This is a genomic window from Dyadobacter sp. HNCC25DJ183 (assembly GCF_056895175.1).
This window is the reverse complement of sequence record NZ_JBXHAP010000006.1, coordinates 96,273-115,116: the sequence shown is the minus strand read 5'-3', so window position 1 is coordinate 115,116 and position 18,844 is coordinate 96,273. Positions and strand designations below refer to the sequence as shown.

Annotated in this window: 11 protein-coding genes; 4 read left to right on the top strand and 7 right to left on the bottom strand. The window is 46.2% G+C overall.

Annotation, left to right across the window (positions count from 1 at the left end):
• The first annotated feature begins 16 nt into the window (after positions 1-16).
• The 3 genes from AC1XTG_RS16200 to AC1XTG_RS16190 all read left to right on the top strand — a co-directional run bounded on the left by AC1XTG_RS16200 (position 17) and on the right by AC1XTG_RS16190 (position 2,862).
• Positions 17-865: an MBL fold metallo-hydrolase gene (locus AC1XTG_RS16200; protein WP_484842657.1), complete on the top strand. Its 849-nt coding sequence runs from the start codon at positions 17-19 to the stop codon at positions 863-865.
• A 3-nt stretch (positions 866-868) separates the two neighbouring features.
• Entirely contained in the window at positions 869-1,627 is a 759-nt protein-coding gene (locus tag AC1XTG_RS16195) for a patatin-like phospholipase family protein (protein WP_484842656.1), read from the top strand.
• A 68-nt stretch (positions 1,628-1,695) separates the two neighbouring features.
• Positions 1,696-2,862, top strand: a complete 1,167-nt coding sequence (locus tag AC1XTG_RS16190; protein WP_484842655.1) for an ATP-binding protein — start codon at positions 1,696-1,698, stop codon at positions 2,860-2,862.
• Here AC1XTG_RS16190 and AC1XTG_RS16185 read toward each other — a convergent pair.
• From AC1XTG_RS16185 to AC1XTG_RS16170, 4 genes are all read right to left on the bottom strand, one after another.
• Positions 2,859-4,175, bottom strand: a complete 1,317-nt coding sequence (locus AC1XTG_RS16185) for a vanadium-dependent haloperoxidase (protein ID WP_484842875.1) — start codon at positions 4,173-4,175, stop codon at positions 2,859-2,861. The genes AC1XTG_RS16190 and AC1XTG_RS16185 overlap by 4 nt on opposite strands.
• Positions 4,153-7,536 carry a VCBS repeat-containing protein gene (locus AC1XTG_RS16180; protein WP_484842654.1) on the bottom strand — a complete coding sequence of 1,128 codons (3,384 nt, stop codon included), beginning with the start codon at positions 7,534-7,536 and terminating at the stop codon, positions 4,153-4,155. Before AC1XTG_RS16180 ends, AC1XTG_RS16185 begins: the two co-directional genes overlap by 23 nt.
• A gap of 93 nt (positions 7,537-7,629) precedes the next feature.
• Complete coding sequence (locus AC1XTG_RS16175; protein WP_056283260.1) at positions 7,630-9,510, bottom strand: RagB/SusD family nutrient uptake outer membrane protein; 1,881 nt, start codon at positions 9,508-9,510, stop codon at positions 7,630-7,632.
• An 11-nt stretch (positions 9,511-9,521) separates the two neighbouring features.
• Positions 9,522-12,659: a SusC/RagA family TonB-linked outer membrane protein gene (locus AC1XTG_RS16170; RefSeq protein WP_056280896.1), complete on the bottom strand. Its 3,138-nt coding sequence runs from the start codon at positions 12,657-12,659 to the stop codon at positions 9,522-9,524.
• A 569-nt stretch (positions 12,660-13,228) separates the two neighbouring features.
• On the opposite strand from AC1XTG_RS16170, the gene AC1XTG_RS16165 reads away from it, so the two are divergent.
• Positions 13,229-14,578 carry a vanadium-dependent haloperoxidase gene (locus AC1XTG_RS16165; protein ID WP_056280891.1) on the top strand — a complete coding sequence of 450 codons (1,350 nt, stop codon included), beginning with the start codon at positions 13,229-13,231 and terminating at the stop codon, positions 14,576-14,578.
• Here the strand turns inward: AC1XTG_RS16165 and nadB are convergent.
• The 3 genes from nadB to AC1XTG_RS16150 all read right to left on the bottom strand — a co-directional run bounded on the left by nadB (position 14,568) and on the right by AC1XTG_RS16150 (position 18,759).
• Positions 14,568-16,157, bottom strand: coding sequence for an L-aspartate oxidase (gene nadB / locus AC1XTG_RS16160; protein ID WP_056280889.1), 1,590 nt, complete (start codon positions 16,155-16,157; stop codon positions 14,568-14,570). The genes AC1XTG_RS16165 and nadB overlap by 11 nt on opposite strands.
• Positions 16,158-16,187: 30 nt before the next feature.
• Positions 16,188-17,183: a quinolinate synthase NadA gene (gene nadA / locus AC1XTG_RS16155; protein WP_484842653.1), complete on the bottom strand. Its 996-nt coding sequence runs from the start codon at positions 17,181-17,183 to the stop codon at positions 16,188-16,190.
• Between the two features lie 154 nt (positions 17,184-17,337).
• Positions 17,338-18,759, bottom strand: coding sequence for an inorganic phosphate transporter (locus tag AC1XTG_RS16150; protein ID WP_056280886.1), 1,422 nt, complete (start codon positions 18,757-18,759; stop codon positions 17,338-17,340).
• Between the last annotated feature and the right edge of the window lie 85 nt (positions 18,760-18,844).

Here is an 18,844-nt window from a genome sequence, read left to right as displayed (position 1 = left end):
AAAGCATTCATCCCTTATGAACATTCACATCATCGATACCGGCTTTTTTAAACTCGACGGCGGCGCTATGTTTGGTGTTGTCCCGAAGTCGCTTTGGAACAAACAAAATCCTGCGGACGAGAAGAATCTCTGCTCCTGGGCAATGCGCTGTTTGTTGATTGAGGATGGAGAAAGGCTGATCCTGATTGATACCGGGATGGGCAACAAGCAGGATACAAAGTTTTTCGGGCATTATGATTTGCACGGCGATGCTACGCTGCTGGGCTCCATTCGGGACAAGGGTTTTGAGCCAGCTGATATTACAGATGTGCTATTGACGCACCTGCATTTTGATCACGTAGGTGGCGCGGTGAGTTTCAGCAAAGACAATTCGCAGCTGCTCCCTACATTTCCGAATGCTACTTACTGGTCCAATGAAGCGCATTGGAACTGGGCGGTGAATCCGAACCCGCGTGAAAAAGCTTCGTTTTTGAAAGAAAACATACTTCCACTGCAAGAGTCAGGGCAGTTGAAGTTTATCCAAAATAAAACCTCCCCTTTTGAAAAACTGGATTTCATCTATGTTGACGGTCACACGGAACAGATGATGCTGCCTGTGATTTCCTATAATGACCGGAAGCTCATCTACGTCGCGGACCTGCTCCCCTCTTCATTTCACATTCCGCTCCCATGGATTATGAGCTATGATATGCGGCCGCTGCAAACCATGGACGAAAAGCAACAGATACTAAAAAATGCAGCAGACGAAAATCATATCCTACTTTTCGAACACGATCCGCTCTACGAAGCCGGCATTGTGGAACATACCGAAAAAGGTATCAGGATCAGAGAGCGTGGGAAGTTGAGTGATTTTATAGGAGAATAAGGTATGAAGATCGGGCTGGTATTATCGGGCGGCGGAGCGCGCGGGATTGCGCATCTTGGAGTGATCCAGGCTTTGCAGGAACATGGTATAAAGCCGGGTATCATCAGCGCGACGAGCTCGGGTGCCTTTGTCGGAGCAATGATCGCCTATGGTTTTCAACCTGCCGACATTCTAGATAAGATCATACAAACCAGCTTTTATCCATATCTGCGGCCGGGCTTCGGAGCAAGCGGATTGTTGCAAATGAAGCGTATTGAAACCGTGATTTGTCAGTACATTCCCGAAAACACATTTGAATCGCTACAAATACCACTTGTAATTAATGCGACGGATATAATCTCCGGCGAAGCTGTCATTTTTCGAAAGGGTGAACTTGCATTGCCACTACTCGCTTCCTGCTGCATTCCCGGTCTTTTTAGTCCCATTCAGGTAAATGGCCGCAATCTTGTCGACGGCGGCGTGCTTAATAACTTACCTGTGGAACACATCGAAGGTGAGGCTGACATTATTATTGGCAGTCACTGTAACCCATTCAGTTTGAACAAACCGCTGAAAACAACAACCGAGATCATTTACCGCAGCTTGATCCTGGCTATGCATACCAAAAACCGGGAACGTTTTAAAAAATGCGACCTGCTTATAGAGCCACCCGCCTTGAACGGTTTCGGTATTTTTGATTTCAGAAAAGCAAGAGCGTTGTTTGACGCGGGATATGCGTATACATCGGAATTGCTGCAAAGTACTGATATAAGTAGCTTATAAAGGTATTTAACCTAGTAAATCCAAAGTTGAACTTTGGATTTACTAGGTTATGACGTATATTTGCAGCTATGCTAGAGAGAATAATTCAGTTTAAAATCGAGGAAAGATTAAGAAAGTCACCGGCAGTGGCCATTCTTGGTCCTAGGCAGGTTGGTAAAACTACATTGGCCAAGACCCTTGCTACGTCTTGTCAAAAGCCTTTTACCTATCTGGATATGGAAAATCCCCGGGATCAGCCTAAACTCGCCGATGCCTACACCTATCTGGAAAATTTAACTTCTCACTGCGTTATCATTGATGAGATTCAATTAAGGCCTGAACTGTTCTCATTACTTCGCCCACTGATCGATCAAGACCGTGAACCTGGCCGTTTCATAGTTTTGGGATCTGCCTCACCTACATTAGTGAAAGGGGTATCCGAATCCCTTGCCGGACGCATTTCTTATATGGAACTTACTCCATTTGGATTGCAGGAAATACCCGATCATGTAACAATGCAGGAGCATTGGTTTAGAGGGGGCTTTCCAGAAGCACTTCTATCAGATAGTAATAAAGCTGCAATTGATTGGCTAGATGACTTTATAAGAAGTTATGCAGAAAGAGATTTGGCACATTTATTCGGAGTCGAACTCGTACCAACAACACTGCGTAACTTTTGGAATATGCTCGCCCATTCAAGCGGGAACGTTTGGAATGCAGAGGTTTTTGCCAGATCATTGGGTATAACCGCTCCGACTGTATTGCGATATGCTAATTTCCTGGAAGGAGGTTACATGATCAAGCGACTTCAACCTTGGTTCGTAAATGCAAAGAAAAGGCTGATAAAATCTCCAAAAATATATATTCGGGATACTGGCATCCTGCACCGGCTCCTTAACATTACCAGCATGGAAGAGCTGGCTGGGCACCCGGGAGTGGGGGCTTCCTGGGAGGGTTATGTGATCGAGCAGATCTATCAACATATTCCCAACGATATTAACCTCTTCTTTTACCGAACTCAGACCGGAGCTGAATGTGACCTGATCCTCGTGAGGGGAATTATGCCGTTGGCTTGTATCGAAATCAAATTAAGCAATGCACCGACCGTTTCACGAGGTTTTATTAGCTGCACTGAGGATCTGAATCCGGCAAACAAATACATTATTACTCCGGGAAGCGACACATACAAGACAAGTCACGATGTCAAGATTATCAGCCTTCGTAATTTTTTAGAAGAAGAGCTAAGCCAGATCTAGTGCTTCTCCAAAGTTTTCACAACCCACTCTCCTACCTGCTCTCCCTGCTTCTGCCCATTTGTAATCGCATCCATAAAGTGGATTCCTCCGTAGAATCTTGAAGCGCCCGATTCCAATGCGGCAGCCTTAAATGAGGGAAATTTGCGTGCTTTCAGGTTGAAACGTTCTTCAACCGAATCGGTATAAGCAAAGTTTTCTCCGAGGTAATGCGTGAGTATAACAGCTGAGCAAGTTGATATCACAGAGTGGCCGCTCAGGTACTCGGGGAATGGCGGCGTTTGCAAAAAGGGCTTCCAGGTAGGATCGATGAATTTCCGGATCGCGGTTTCAGGACGAATGCGGTTACTTCTGTATTTCTCATCCCAGCAAGTCATAAAACTATCCATTAAGCCAATCGCAACACTGGTATTGACCAGCAAAGTTTTGCCAAAATCTGTCTTCGCCTGCTTGCATGCAATTTCCGTTATACCCATCCAATGCGCGCCGGGAGAGATTTTTTTCATTCCTACCAGCAAGTGGCCTCTGTTTTCCAATGCAAATGGATTACAATCCCAAAAGGCGGCAGTTACTAAATGCTCCTGCTCTTTTTTATCATCATAATTCATTTTCATCAACCTAAAAAACTCAGAGTCTTTCTTTTCCGAAAATGCAACAGGAGGAGGCGGGATGAACTGGGAAGAAGAGTCAAGCGTGAACGGCCTTACCGTGCTAAAAAAAGGCTCGACGGGTGGGAAATATCCCGGCGGCGTCGGGTACCAGGTACCTGGCGTGTTGCGCGGCTCGTACCGCGGATAGTTGCTGATCAGGTTGTATTTGTCTGCTTTGGCGTATTTCAGGATCTGCTTGCTGATCGCAATTCCATACTCCCGGGAACCAGCGAGCACATCCTCATCCCAGCCAAGTGTTTTGCACGAATCAAGCAGTCGGTCCTGGTACTTCTGCAAGAGTGCGCCAGAAGGCTGCATTTTCTTGGCAGTTTCCAGCATCGCCATTACTGCCGCCAGTTGGTAGGAGTATGTTTCAATGGCCGGTTTCGTAATTTGGGGAAAATCGTTTAACACACCGTGCATGCTTTTGTAAGCACTGTCATGCTGCGCTACTGTCTCATACCCGGCCAAGCAGGCGTAGGCAAAAAACCGGGCGCTCAATGGCGGATTAGTTACATCATGCACCATCACGTCGGTCATCTGTAGGGTAACCTGGCCAATCGTTTCCGGACTAATGTTGTATTCCTTTTGCTGTTTACTGCACCCCGCCAAAATGCCAAGTGCGAGCAGCAGCGCAATGATTTTAATGAACTTTACCAATCTGATATGCTTTTATTTCCTTCTGATTTATCCCAAACAACAATTTATTGCCAATCGGCAGCACGCTTCTCACATCCCCTTTCAGGCTAAAACCCGAATCAGTCTGCCGGATGTAGGCGAACTTTCCTTTTCCGTCCCCTTTCAATAGTATCCCGTAATTGGCGTCGTACTTACCAAACCGCAGTCTCGCCTTACTCACATTCCCGCAAAACAGCAGGTCCTTGTGGCCGTCACCGTTGTAATCCAGACTGGTAATGGTGTAAACCGGCGCACTTTGCACTTCCAGCGGAAGCTGTCTCTCAACGAACTTACCTGCCGCATTGGATTCAAAATAGGCTGTTTTCAGATAATTCGATTCGAGTTCCTGCGCGCCTTGTAATTCTTCCGCAGTAAAAATCTCTTTAACCGAAGCATCAGCGTAGCTTTTATAATCCTGAAAACGGGTCCGCATAATGCTCATCTGATCCAGTAACTCATCACGCGTTACATATGGATAGCTTTTACCCTGGATATAGAAACTCATAATCGGATCGATCGATCCGTTATCGTCAAAATCCTTGTAGATCATCTGAACAGGCTCAGAATCGCTGGCTTTGCATTGCGTGTTCAGCCCCATATTGCCTATGACCAGATCCTGCTTTCCGTCACCATTGAAATCTTCTACCAGTATTTTATTCCACCATCCTTTGTAAGGTTTGGCAAAATAGTCCGCGGTTTTATTTTCCAGCTTTCCATTTGTATTGATAAAAACAGTTACCGGCATCCACTCGCCTACCAAAATCAAGTCCGGCTTTTTATCATTGTTCAAATCTGTCCAGGCTGCGTCGGTTACCAGTCCTATTTTTTCAAGATCCGCATTCCACTTTTTAGTCTGATCCGAAAAATTCCCTTTCCCGTCATTGATCAATACATAACTTCTTGGCGCTTCGGGGTACCGGCCGGGAATTACCCGCCCGCCGACAAATAAATCGGGCTTACCATCCCCATTCAGATCCGCAACCCGCACGCAGCTGGTACTTGTCAGCATTTTCGGTAGCGATGAAATGCTCCTGGTCAGATTCCCTTTTCCATCATTCAGATATAACCTGCTTTGCAGCAAAGGATCTTCGGGCATAAAGCTGGCATATCCGCCGCTGCACACGAACAAATCCTGAAAACCATCTCCATTGGCGTCAAAAAACAATGCATCTGTGTCTTCTGATTGTTTGTCTGTTTCAAATGCGGGTACCGGCTTGCTGGTAAACGAACCATTTTTTTGCTGGATATACAGCTTCGCCGGCTCGCCTGCGCCCCCGCCTACAAACACATCTTCCAGTCCGTCGGCATTGATATCGCCCTTTTTCAGACAAGGTCCCGAAAATGAAATCGGGTTGATCAGCAGCGGCTGCCTTTTGAAATCATTGGTTGTAATCGAAGGGCTTTTGAATGCAATCGGAGAAGGAATCGGGTTAAATGCAGGATTGTATTTTGGTGGAAACGATTTGGTCATTTTTCCATTTACCTCAGAGAGTACCAGTTGCTGGTTAACTTTTGGTGAAACGATTTTCTGCTGCTTGCCGCTCAACCAGGTCACCGACAAGGAATCAACATGGCCATTTTTACCCAAACCAAAATGGAGAATAGGCGACACGCTCGACTGGTACCCGCGTGTCGGCATTTGTTCCAGGAATTGCTTTTGACCCTTCTGGTAAATAGTCACTTTCGCACCCGCTCCGAAAGTATTTTTCCCCTCTCCTTCTAACTTGATTTTGAGGTAATTGTTCTGCAAAAGCTTATTTCCTTCATTCTGGTAAATAAAAGCCGGCTTGTTGATGTTATTGACGATCAGATCCAGGTCGCCGTCATTATCAAGGTCTGCGTAAGCTGCTCCGCCGCTATTCGATATTTCACCCAGCCCCCAACTATCCGCTACATTACTGAACGTAAGGTTTTTACCATTCCTGAAAAGGTAATTTTTCATGTTTGAAGAAGGCATCTGGTACACCAATTGCAGCACATCTTCCCGCTTAACCTGTCCTTCAATGCGTTTCAAATGATCTCCCATGAATTTGACAAAATCCATATTGGTGAAATCACGCAAGTTTCCGTTTGTGACGAAAATGTCTTTCCAGCCGTCATTGTCGTAATCTGCAAACAGCGTAGCCCAGCTCCAATCCGTATTTGAAACGCCTGCAAGCTGACCTACTTCCGAGAAAACAGGCACCTTCGAGCCTTTGCTTGTCCCCTCATTCATTTGCAGCATATTGCGCATATACTGGTGATGAAAGCCCACTTTTACATTGAAGTCGAAGAGTTCGTAGTTATCCAGACCGGAAAGCAACTTTTGTCTCCGGTTGTCTTCTGGCAACATATCCAGCGTAAAAATGTCCGGCAGCCCGTCGTTATTGAAATCGGCAATATCGCTGCCCATTGACGAATGCGAAGTGTGACCGATACTTTCATCCAGCACATCGGTGAAAGTGCCGTTTTTATTATTGATGTATAAAAAATCAGGTACGGAATAATCGTTGGAAATGTACATATCCTGCCAGCCATCCTGGTTGATATCTGCAATACCGATCCCAAGTCCGTATGTCAGCGGAGAACTGTGAATGCCGGCTTTTTTGGTGATATCCGTAAAGAAAGGCGCGCTTCCTTTCGGATCGTTGCGGAATAAACGTACGCCAGTTACAGGATCATCTTTACTCAGAAGGTCGGCTGTACTGGCTTCATCGAGAATGGGCAGCGACTTAGGATTATGGTTGAGCAAAAACATATCCAGATCGCCGTCTTTGTCAAAATCAAAAAAGGCAGCCTGCGTACTATTACTCGGATCGGCCAGACCATACTGGCCTGCCATTTCTTCAAACTGCGGTATTCCTGCTGCATTATTTCCCTTATTGACAAACAGTTGGTTGCGCAAGCTTTCGGGTGAAACGTTGCCGGAGTAGCAAACGTAAATATCCAGTTTCCCGTCGCCATTCACGTCGGCCATTGTAACTCCCGTTTTCCAGGGTTTTTCCCGGCCACCAACTAACGCCTGTGCTGTGATATCCTCAAAAACCATATTCCCTTTGTTGAGATACAGCTTATTGGACACCATATTTCCTGTGAAGTAGATATCGTCGAGCCCATCTCCATTCACGTCCCCGACCGCTACCCCGCCGCCATTATAGAAATATTCGTACATCAACACATTGGTATTCAAACCTTCCGTGAGTGTATTACTAAAATCGACCTTGGTTTTTTCGGGAGACAGCGATGTAAAAAGTGGCGGGCTGCTGTTTTCTTCCTGCTTTTCCTTTTCAGCCTCTTTATTACAGCAAACGAGACTCAGACCTACCAACCCAGCCACAACACCTGATTTCCAGGATTTAAAGCGCTTCATACAGCGAAAGAAGATTTATAAAGGGATAGAAAAAAGAAACTATGTCTCCTCATCGAAGACATAGTTTCAGTAAAAATAATCAATAAAATATTACTATTTGTCGTAGCCCGGGTTTTGAACCAACTTCGCATTCCGGTTGATCTCATCACGGCTGAACGGACGGAAATACATTTTATCCACCCACTTCCGGTTTTCATGAGATTTCTCTTCCACCGGCGTGTAAGTATAATCGTAAACCGTTGTATCATAATGGTAAGGCTCTTTCATTGACTTACCTGGCTTGAACTTACCGATTACGTTAATGTATTGAAGCGGCCGGCCCAAAGTCTGCTCGGCGATCATCCAGCGACGTGCATCGTGGTAACGTTGCTCTTCATATGCCATTTCAACGCGTTTTTCATGACGATAAGCATCTCTCAAAGCTGCACCAGATACTTTCAATGCAGGCATACCAGCGCGGAAACGGATCTTGTTCAGCCATTCCAATGCAACTGCATCCTGACCCAATTCAATGCTTGCTTCTATGTAGTTGAACACTACCTCAGTTACACGGATAAAAGGCCATGGAATATTCTGACGGTCGGTGTTATCGTACAATGCAGGGTTTGGATCGATGAACTTACGCATGTAGTAACCTGTGCGGCTACCGTTCCAGTCTTCAATTGAGCTGCTGCGGGTATCCAATCCTTTGCGGTTAATCAATGCACCTTTATCGTCCAGCAGGTCATAAGCGCCGGTTTGAATCTGGTTCGCAGGATCTTTTGCATCCGATGGGCGTGGCTTCCAGGGAGCTCCATCATACATGACAGTTGCGTAAAAACGTGGATCACGGTTTGTGTAGGGAGCAGCTTTGTGCGTAGGGTTTGTCCAGGCAAACGGAGTTCCGTCCATCATTTCGTAATCATCTACCAGCAAACCGATCGGAGTATTTCCAGCCCAGTTGTGGTAACCATTTGGTCCGTTGTTCAAGCCAGTCTGACGGGCACCTTCACCAAGACTTGGCGTAAAGTATCTTGCAAAAATCAGCTCGTTTGCACCAGTAGGATCAAGCGTTTTATCAGCACTTGCACCTGCCATTGCTACGGAGATGTAGTTAAGCTTTCCTTGCTCAGCAGAAACCGGCGCGGTCAGGTTTAACTTATATCCACCGTTACTTGCATCCAATGCAGCTTTTGCGGCTGCCTGAGCAGCAGTCCAGCGTGCAGCGCGATCGCCGGTAAGGTATCCCAGGAATTCAGGATTCGGATATCCTGAGATAACGCTTGACTTCGCTTTCGCCGTTGGAATGTCGTGAAGATCACTTGCTGCATACAACAACACACGTGATTTCAAGGCCAAAGCTGCTACTTTGGAAGCCCTGCCTTTTACCAGCGTTTTTCCTTCGAGCAATAATGCAGCACTGTCAAGGTCACTTACGATAGACTTCACACATTCATCGTAAGTGTTACGAGGTGTAGAGTAGTCTTCATTCAATGCATAAACCTTTTTGATCAGGGGAACAGCACCATAGTAGCGCACCAGCTGCTGGTAGTAGTAAGCTCTCATATAATAAGCTTCCCCTTTCAGGCGGGCTTTAAGCGTTTCATCAGTAAACGTAGCCGTAGCAAGGTTTGCTATCGCGATGTTCGCAGCACGGATTCGCGTATACATCGGGCCCCAACCGTAGGTATCATCTACCCAGCCAAGGTTCGACGGACTCAAACTGCCTTCGTTTACCGTATTGATGTTCCGGCCTGTGTGGGTAAATACCGCTTCATCAGTAAGGGAAGCAAGCATTTGCTCGCTGAAACCACCCTGCTGCAAGCCCTGGTAAATACCTGTCACAAAACCCTCGGCCAATGCGCCGTCTTTCCAAACCTCTTCGCTTGGGATTTCGGTTGGTGGCGTTACATCCAAAAATTCAGTGTCGCAGGATGACAAACCACCGGCAGTCATCAGAGCAACTATAAACAAACTTTTATAGCTAAATTTCATATTGATTTTCATTAAAATGCTAGACGTAGACCTGCGCTCACAACTCTTGCCTGTGGATAGTACTGACCGCTTGTGTTGGTAGATTCCGGATCCCAGATCTTGATTTTGTCAAAAGTCAGAAGGTTCAATCCATTTACGTAAACACGCAGATTGCTCAGGCCAATTTTAGAACCAATCTCAGATGGTAGGTTATAACCAAGCTCGATGTTCTTCAAACGCACGTAGTTGTTGCTTTTCAGGAAGTAATCGTTGAAACCTGCCTGACCTGTGTTGGTATAGTACCTGTTGTTCCGGTTGGTCAAACGTGGGTACTTGTCAGTCGGGTTGTCGATTGTCCAGCGGTGATCGTAGTCATATTTCAGGTAGTTACCAATGTCGCCGGACTCAGTCAAGCCTACCAGCTGCAAGCCGCCAAATGCGCCCTGGAACAGAACAGCAAGATCGAATGCTTTGTAGCCCAGGTTGATCGAGGCACCGCCGGTAAACCATGGACGCTGAACTTTCTGCGTACGGATACGGTCATCAGCGCTGATCTTTCCATCGCCATTGATGTCTTTGAACTTCATGTCACCAGGCCTCAGGTTACCTGTAATTGGTGTATAATCAAGTTTGTTAGCATCAATTTCAGCCTGGTCTTTAAATGCACCGTCGAAAGTGTAAACAAGGAACGATTGGTAAGGCATACCGGTTGAGCGCTGATAAGAAGGAGCTCCCGGAACTTCATCCCAATATTTGATCTTGTTTTTGGCATAACCGCCATTTACACTCACAGAGTAAGTGAAATCGCCTGCATTACCATCGTAGCTCACTTTAAACTCCCATCCTTTGTTTTGAAGCTTACCCAGGTTTTGAGGAGGAAGCTTGCCGTCGATACCCGCAGACGAAGGTGTAGTACCTGTTTTCGGAATCAGGATATTAGAACGGTTGTTTACGAAGTAGTCAAATTCGAATGAAACCTTGTCGTTCAGCAGCGTACCTTCGATACCGAAGTTGCTGTTGTTGGCAACTTCCCATGTGAATGCGCTGTTGGCCACACGGGATTCAAGCAATGTTTTGGCAACCTGATCATTGATAATGTAGCTACCAAAGCCCATTGTTGACAAATACTGGTATTCAGCCAGGGTTTCTGTTCCAAGAATGTAAGGTTCAGCACCCATTTGTCCCCATGATCCGCGCACTTTCACGTTGTTCATGAACCGGATATTGTTCTTCCAGAAATCTTCTTCCGAAACCCTCCAACCTGCTGAGATACCAGGGAAGAAACCGAAACGGCCGTCTTTTGGAAATACATACGAACCGTCTACACGCCACAGGAATTCAGCAAGATACTTCTCTTTGAAGTTGTAACCTGCACGTCCGAAGTAGCTCAAACGGGCTCTTTTGTAAAGATCAAAGTTGTTGATATCCTGCTCAGCAGTACCACCCGCGAAAAGCTGGTCAACCACAGGCGAGATAAAATAGCGACGGAAAGCGAAGAATCCATCTGCATCCACTTTTTCACGCTGGATACCCGCCATTACATTGAAGTTGTGTCCGCCGATCGATTTTTCGTAAGAAGCCTGGCCGGTCAGCTGAATGGAAAGTTCCTGAGAAGCACTTTCTCTGATACGCGGGTCTTTGAAAGTTGAACGAACTGTACCTGTGATAAAAGGCGTTTTTCCGTCAGCTTCGTAAGTCTTTTTGTCCCAGAAAAAAAGCGTCCAGGGAGTTTCAAAGTTTTTCTGACGACGAAGTTGCTTATCCAATGCGGCCATTGCATTGATTTTCAAGCCTGGTACGCCAGGAACCTGAATTTCAAGACCGCCATTTGTTTGGATGTAATCTCTCTTGTCGTTATTGTAACCTGTTGTATTGGTAGTAATTACCGCAGGATTTTGTCCGTTCTCAATATCCGGGCCCGGGCTTCCGTCTGGCCAGATTGCGATTTCAGTTGGTTTACCACGCATCAGCATACGGAAGATTGCTCCCGCACTGTTACCTCCACTTGGGAAGTGACGGAATTCTTCGCGAAGCGTCAATCCAAGGTTTGCAGTTACATACTTATTGATTTTTGTATCCAAATTGATACGCATATCGTACTGCTTGTAACCAGTCGCTGAATTCACATAGTATCCATCCTGATTAATGTGGCCCAGAGAAGCCAGGTATTTGATATTGTCGCTACCGCCTGTCAACTGCACATTATGACGCTGCTGAGGAGCCCATTTTCTCAAAACTGAACCATACCAGTCTGTATTTGGGTGCAGGTAGGGATCAGAACCATCAGCAAACTTCTTCATATCATCCGGATTAAAAACCGCATTGATCACGTTTCCGTTATCGATCCTTTTGTAAGATCCGGTTGAATTAAAGCCTTGCAATGCACCTTGCCACTCTCCCACAGGAAGGTTATCATAAATCTGCAATTCATTACGGATAGTTGCATATTCAGATGCATTCGACATTTCAGGTGTACGCGTTGGCTGCGAAACCCCGAAGTTCATATCGTAAGACAATTGCGGCTTGCCGGTTTTTCCACGTTTGGTAGTAATCAGGATTACCCCGTTACCCGCGCGTGAACCGTAAATCGCAGCTGCTGCATCTTTCAAAACGGAGATACTTTCAATGTCAGCAGGATTGATACGGTCCAAACCACCACTTCTGTTTGGAACACCATCCACAACGATCAGCGCGTTGCTGTTGCCGAGCGAGTTGGTACCGCGGATACGGATCGCAGAACCATCGTAGCCAGGCTCACCGCTGCTTTGTACCGCAGAGATACCCGGAAGACGGCCGCCCAATGTATTGGAAAGGTTGGCAGCAGGTGCTTTTTGAAGCTCAGCTCCTTTTACAGCTGTTACCGAACCGGTCAATGTTGCCTTTTTTGCAGTACCATAACCTACAACCACCACTTCTTCAAGCGCTTTGGTATCGGCAGCCAATGTGATATCAACATTATTTCTGGTTCCGATCTCGATTTCCTGGGTCAGGTAACCAATGAAAGAAAACACCAATGTCGAATTTCTGTCCGCATTCACGGAGTAATTGCCTTCATTATCGGTAACAGTTCCTGCTGTAGTCCCTTTGACAACAACGCTCACGCCCGGTAACGCCTGGCCTTGCTCATCCTTGATCCTGCCTTTGACTGTGTTCTGCGCATGAGCGATCATGACAGTCGCAACGAGAAGGATAAGTGAAAAAACACCGCGCGAAATGACACGAGGTATCCATTCAGTAGAAAATCTCATAGATTAAAATTTAGAGTTAGAAAGTGGTATTGAAAATTGCTTAACCGTATAAGCACGGAACGTAGAGCTTGCATTGCTTCCATCTCCGGGAAGCCGTTCTACAAATCGGAAGGAGTAGTTCGGAAAGTTTATTACATAGGTTAATTGTTAGGTGAGTAGATAGCCGGGCACTGATATTAAAGGGTGTACTTATAACACAATTCGGTTCGCAACACCGCCAAAAACTGGTAGCATAAGCGTGGTGAAATCTTTTTTACTCGTTCGTTTGTACAAAAAGATATTAATTTTTTCACAAAAAAAAGGGTTCTTAATTTAGGTATATAATTTATTAAAAAATAACAATAAAATGGCTGTTTTAGGCTAAAATGGCCGGATTTAGTAGTATATAAGTTACAATTATTCGTTCTTTAATCCAGAATTGGTAACATTTCCAATCTTACTTATATTCGTATATTCATTCAAAAACATCCTGATCCACCTGCATATTGCTAATGAGATTTCGCTTACTCTCCCTGATCCTTGTTCCCCTGTTTTTCAGTTGCCGGAAAGAGCTGTCGCCAGCCGAGTACAATGCCAAAGCAGCCGATCCGCAGCTATTTCACCAAACAGCAACATATCTCACTGATGTCATTATTCACGATATCTTCAAGCCCCCTGTTGCCAGCCGCATTTACAGCTATTCTTTCCTTGCTGCCTATGAAGCACTTGCACCGGGATACCCTGAATATAAGTCACTTGCAGGCCAGCTCGTGAAATTTGAAGCTCCGCCAAAGCCCGATTCTTCACTGGCATATTGCTACCCGCTGGCCAGTATAAAGGCATTCACCTCAGTAGGCCGCACGCTGACATTCTCGGGTGATATGTGGGATAAATACGAGAAGGATTTGTTTGAGAAGTATGCGCAGATGGGCATACCCGAAGATGTATATACGCGGTCACTTGCGTACGGGGATTCTGTTGCCAAACACGTGATCCGTTACTCTTCAAAAGACCATTACAAGGAAATCCGCGGTTACCGGTACACAGTTACCAATGCACCAGGAACCTGGGTTCCGACGCCGCCAGCCTATGCAGATGCTTGCGAGCCTATGTGGAACACGGTTCGGACATTCACGCTGGATTCTGTCACACAATTTCGCTGTCCTCCCCCAGCCAAGTACGATCTTGACAAAAACAGCAAGTTCATGAAGCTGGCAATGGAAGTATATGATACAGGTAATAACCTCACAGATGATCAGAAAGCAACTGCCTATTTCTGGGATGACAATGCTTTTGTAACCAATGTCGTAGGGCACGCAATGTTCGCCAACAAGAAAATGACGCCGGCCGGTCACTGGCTTGCGATCATACGTACAGTGACAACCGACAAGAAGCTGGATCTGATGCAGGCGACCGAAGCTTACACCCTTGGCGCACTATCTATATTCGATGCTTTTGTGGCTTGCTGGGACGAAAAGTACCGGACAGTGCGGATCAGGCCAGAAACAGTGATAAACAATAACTGGGCACCCGAGTGGCGTCCATTCCTGGAAACACCCGCATTCCCTGAATATGTAAGCGGCCACAGCTCCATTTCGGCAGCCTGCGGAACCGTATTGACACACCTGATCGGCGCTAATGTAGCTTTTACGGACACTACGGAAAAGAAATACGGACACGGCGTAAAATCCTTCAAGTCATTTGAAGAAGCTTACTGGGATGCTTCCATTAGCCGGGTTTACGGCGGTATACACTACCGCGACGGCGTTGAAGAAGGGACACACCTCGGTGAAAAGATCGGCGAAAACGTATTAAAACGCGTAATCACCAGGAAAAACAGGGAAACGCTGGCTAAAAAGTAGCCTGATGAACGTGGTCAGAATTATAATGCAGACCAATGTTCTCGCGCCGCGCCATCGCCATTTTGATAATGAGATAAGAAACGGATATCATGTTTCTGAGCTCGCAAATGGCAACAGATACCTTTGACTCGCGGTAAAGCTGCTCGTGCTCTTCATGTAATAGTTCAAGCCGGTCGTAGGCTCGTTTCATCCTGCGATCGGTGCGTACGATACCAACATAGTTGGACATAATGCTGTTCAGCTCGCGCGTCATTTCGGTTACCAGCACCTGCTCTTCGGGATGCGTGGTGCCCGAATCGTCCCATTCCGGTATGTTCCCCGGTGTTTGTGCTCTTTCGAAACTCGCAAGTGTATCTTCATAAGCGCGATGACCAAATACGACCGCTTCCAGCAGCGAGTTGGAGGCGAGCCGGTTGGAACCGTGCAAACCAGTACAGGAACATTCACCTACTGCATAAAGGAAGTCAATATTGGTTTTCCCCCACTCATTCACCCTGATCCCGCCGCACATATAGTGCTGCGCCGGAACAACCGGGATCATGTCTTTTCTTACGTCGATACCTTCGTTCAGACAGTATTCTGTGATATTTGGGAAATGTTCGACAAACTTCTCGTAGTCACAATGCCGCACGTCGAGATAAACATGGTCTACCCCATTCTTTTTCATTTCTGAATCTATCGCACGCGCAACAATGTCCCTGGGCGCCAGGGAAAGTCGTGAATCGTAGTTTTCCATGAAAGTACTACCGTCCCCCCTTTTTAATATTCCCCCAAAACCACGTACTGCTTCCGAAATAAGGAATGAGGGTTTTTGTCCGGGCTTGTAAAAGCTGGTAGGGTGAAACTGGATGAACTCCATGTTGTCGCAAATACCTTTGGCGCGGTACGCCATTGCAATGCCGTCGCCGGTTGCGATCGTGGGATTGGTCGTACTCTGGTAAATGTTACCGATGCCGCCGGTAGCGAGCATGGTCGTTTTGGCAACGAATTTCTCGACTTTTCCAGTTTGCCTGTTCAGCACATACGCGCCAAAACATTTGATATCTTCCTGATACCGGTAAACTGTTTCCCCCAAATGGTGCTGGGTGATCAACTCGACGGCGTAATAATGCGTAAAAATCTGAATGCTTTTGTGCCTGTTTACCTCTTCAAGCAATGCGCGCTCTATTTCGGCGCCTGTAATGTCCTTAAAGTGTAGAATCCGGTGATCTGAATGCCCGCCTTCTTTGGCCAGGTCGTATTCTCCCCCGCTTTCCTTATCGAAGCGGGTTCCATAATCGATCAGTTCCTGTATCCGTTCGGGCGCTTCTCTCACCACAATTTCCACAATGTTCCGCTTGTTGACCTCGTCACCAGCGTCCATTGTGTCCTGGATATGTTTTTCAAACGAATCTGATTCAGCCCAGACTACCGCAATGCCGCCTTGTGCATACTTGGTATTAGTTTCATCGGCCTGAACTTTGGTAATTACCGCGATAGACTTTTCCTGATTCAGCGAATCGAAATGTCGGGCGAGCTTGGCTGCATAACTAAGTCCGGCAATTCCCGAACCAATGATCAGAAAATCAAACTGGGGCATAAATCAGAATAAAATTACATAACTGTTTGATCAGATACCTTTGCTCAGTTCAAGCATCCGGGCGACTGATTCATAGGCTTTTAACCTGACATCCTCCGGCACAAAAATCTCCGGCTGCTCATAATAAAGTGCATTATACACCTTTTCTAATGTGTTCATCTTCATGTAGGGACATTCTGAACAGGCACATGTATTATTATCAGAGCCGGGCGCAGGTATCAGCTTTTTGTCCGGTACCGACTGTTTCATTTTATGCAAAATGCCGGCTTCGGTCGCAACGATAAACTTGGTATGCGGCGATTCCTTCACAAACTTTAACAGTCCCGTTGTTGAACTTACGAAATCGGCTTGTTTCAGGATATCCTCTTTGCATTCAGGGTGCGCTATCAGCAATGCATCCGGGTTTTCCTCCTGAAGCTGCTTTAACTTTTCACGCGAAATATCAATATGCACAATGCAGGCTCCATCCCATAAAACCATATCGCGGCCTGTTTTGTGAGCCACGTACCGGCCCAGGTTTGCGTCTGGAGCGAAGATAATTTTCTGATCTTTCGGCAGACTTTCCACGATCTGCAATGCATTCGAAGAAGTACAAACAATATCTGTCAGCGCCTTAATCTCCGCTGAGCAGTTGATATAGCTAATTACAATGTGATCCGGATACTGGGCTTTGAAGGCAGCGAATTTATCAGCAGGCGCAGAGTCAGCGAGTGAGCAGCCTGCATTCAGATCAGGAATGACCACCTTTTTATCAGGACTCAGGATTTTGGCAGTTTCACCCATGAAGTGCACTCCGCAGAACACGATCATATCTGCCTCGGTAGCTGCTGCCTGCTGGGAAAGGCCCAGACTGTCACCAATGTAGTCAGCCAGATCCTGTATTTCAGCATCTACATAATAGTGTGCGAGGATAACCGCATTCTTTTCTTCCTTTAATCTCTTGATCTCGGCAATCAAATCGATATCTTCTGCAACTGCCTCCGTAACGTAGCCGTAACGGTTTACCTGATCTTCAATAGTAGTCATTCTGGTGAATAATTGGCTTTAATGGATCTTAAAACTCTATTTCGAAATTACAACATTAAAACCAATCCAGGGCAAAGAAAGTGCGGCACCCGGATAAATGAAAAGCCGCAGAGGCGACCCCTGCGGCTTTCTATTGACTATCAATTTCTATTTACTATAAAATCCAGCGGAAAAATGCATAGAGTGTACCTGACAAAAGCATGGTAACCGGCAATGTAAGTATCCAGGCAATCACAATATTCCTGATCGTGCCGCCTTGCAGGTTTTTCACACCTTTACTTGCAACCATCGAACCCGCAATACCCGAAGAAAGTACGTGCGTGGTACTTACCGGAAGCCCCATATAAGATGAAACGCCGATTGTACTCGCTGCTACCAGCTCCGCAGATGCGCCCTGGGCGTAAGTCAAATGCTGCTTTCCGATTTTTTCACCAATCGTTACAACAATCCGCTTCCAGCCCACCATTGTTCCCAAACCAAGTGAGAGGGAAATCATCAGAATAACCCAGTCTGGGGCATAATCCGTATAGCGCCTGATCCCGTTTTCACTACCAGACTGCATTTTCAAATACGCAACATCAGCAGAGTTAAGGTTGGCGTGACCATTATCCAGTATTGTCTTTGTATTGCGGCTGATCAAAAGCAATGAGCGACGGGCATCCATTCTTTTTTCCATCGGCAACTTATGCTCCGGGAGTGAATCGTTGATCTGCACTGTGAGGTTTGCAACTTCCTGTTTGATAGTGGCCAGATGCAGGCGGTCCGTTACAGACAATCTTGACGAATCAATTCTGCCCACTGCCTGCTCTATTCCGATCAGGTCTGACTTCATTTTGCTCGGATCCAGACTGTTATCCAATGCGAAATGAGCAGGAACAATTCCGATCAAAATCAGCATTACCAGTCCAACTCCCTTTTGACCATCATTGGAACCATGGAAAAAGCTTACAAGCGTACAGGTAGTAATCAAAATCACACGTATCCAGATCGGAGGCGCCTGATTCTTCTTGGGTTCGCTGAACACGATCTCACGCAGCGGCTTGGAAAGCGAGCGGCGCAGTATGAACATGATAATAATCGCAAGTGCAAAACCGAAAATCGGCGAGGTTAGGAGCGACATGAAGAGTTCTTTCGCTTTGGACCAGTTGACACCGGCAGCATTTGAATTTTCAGGCATGAATGTAAAAGCCAGTCCCACACCCAGAATGGAGCCAATCAATGTATGTGAACTTGAACTCGGCAAGCCAAAATACCAAGTACCAAGGTTCCAGATGATCGCGCTGAAAAGCAATGCGAAGACCATCGCGGCGCTGTGGTACACATTCTGGTCGATCAGCAGTTCGACCGGTAGCAGGTTAACAATTCCCATTGCAACTGCAATCCCTCCAAAGAAAACACCGCAGAAATTCATAAAACCCGACCAGATAACGGCTACATTCGGTTTCAGTGAATTTGTATAAATCACAGTTGCTACCGCATTGGCAGTATCGTGAAAACCATTAACAAATTCGAATGCGCAGGCTGCTAAAATGCTAAAAGCGAGGAGAATAAAAATGTCGGTTTCAAGACCAAACATAGAAGAAGTATATAAGTTTATCTATAACAGCACAAAGCTACTTATTCTTAAGCGATGCAATATTAACAAATTGTTAAGCCAAACT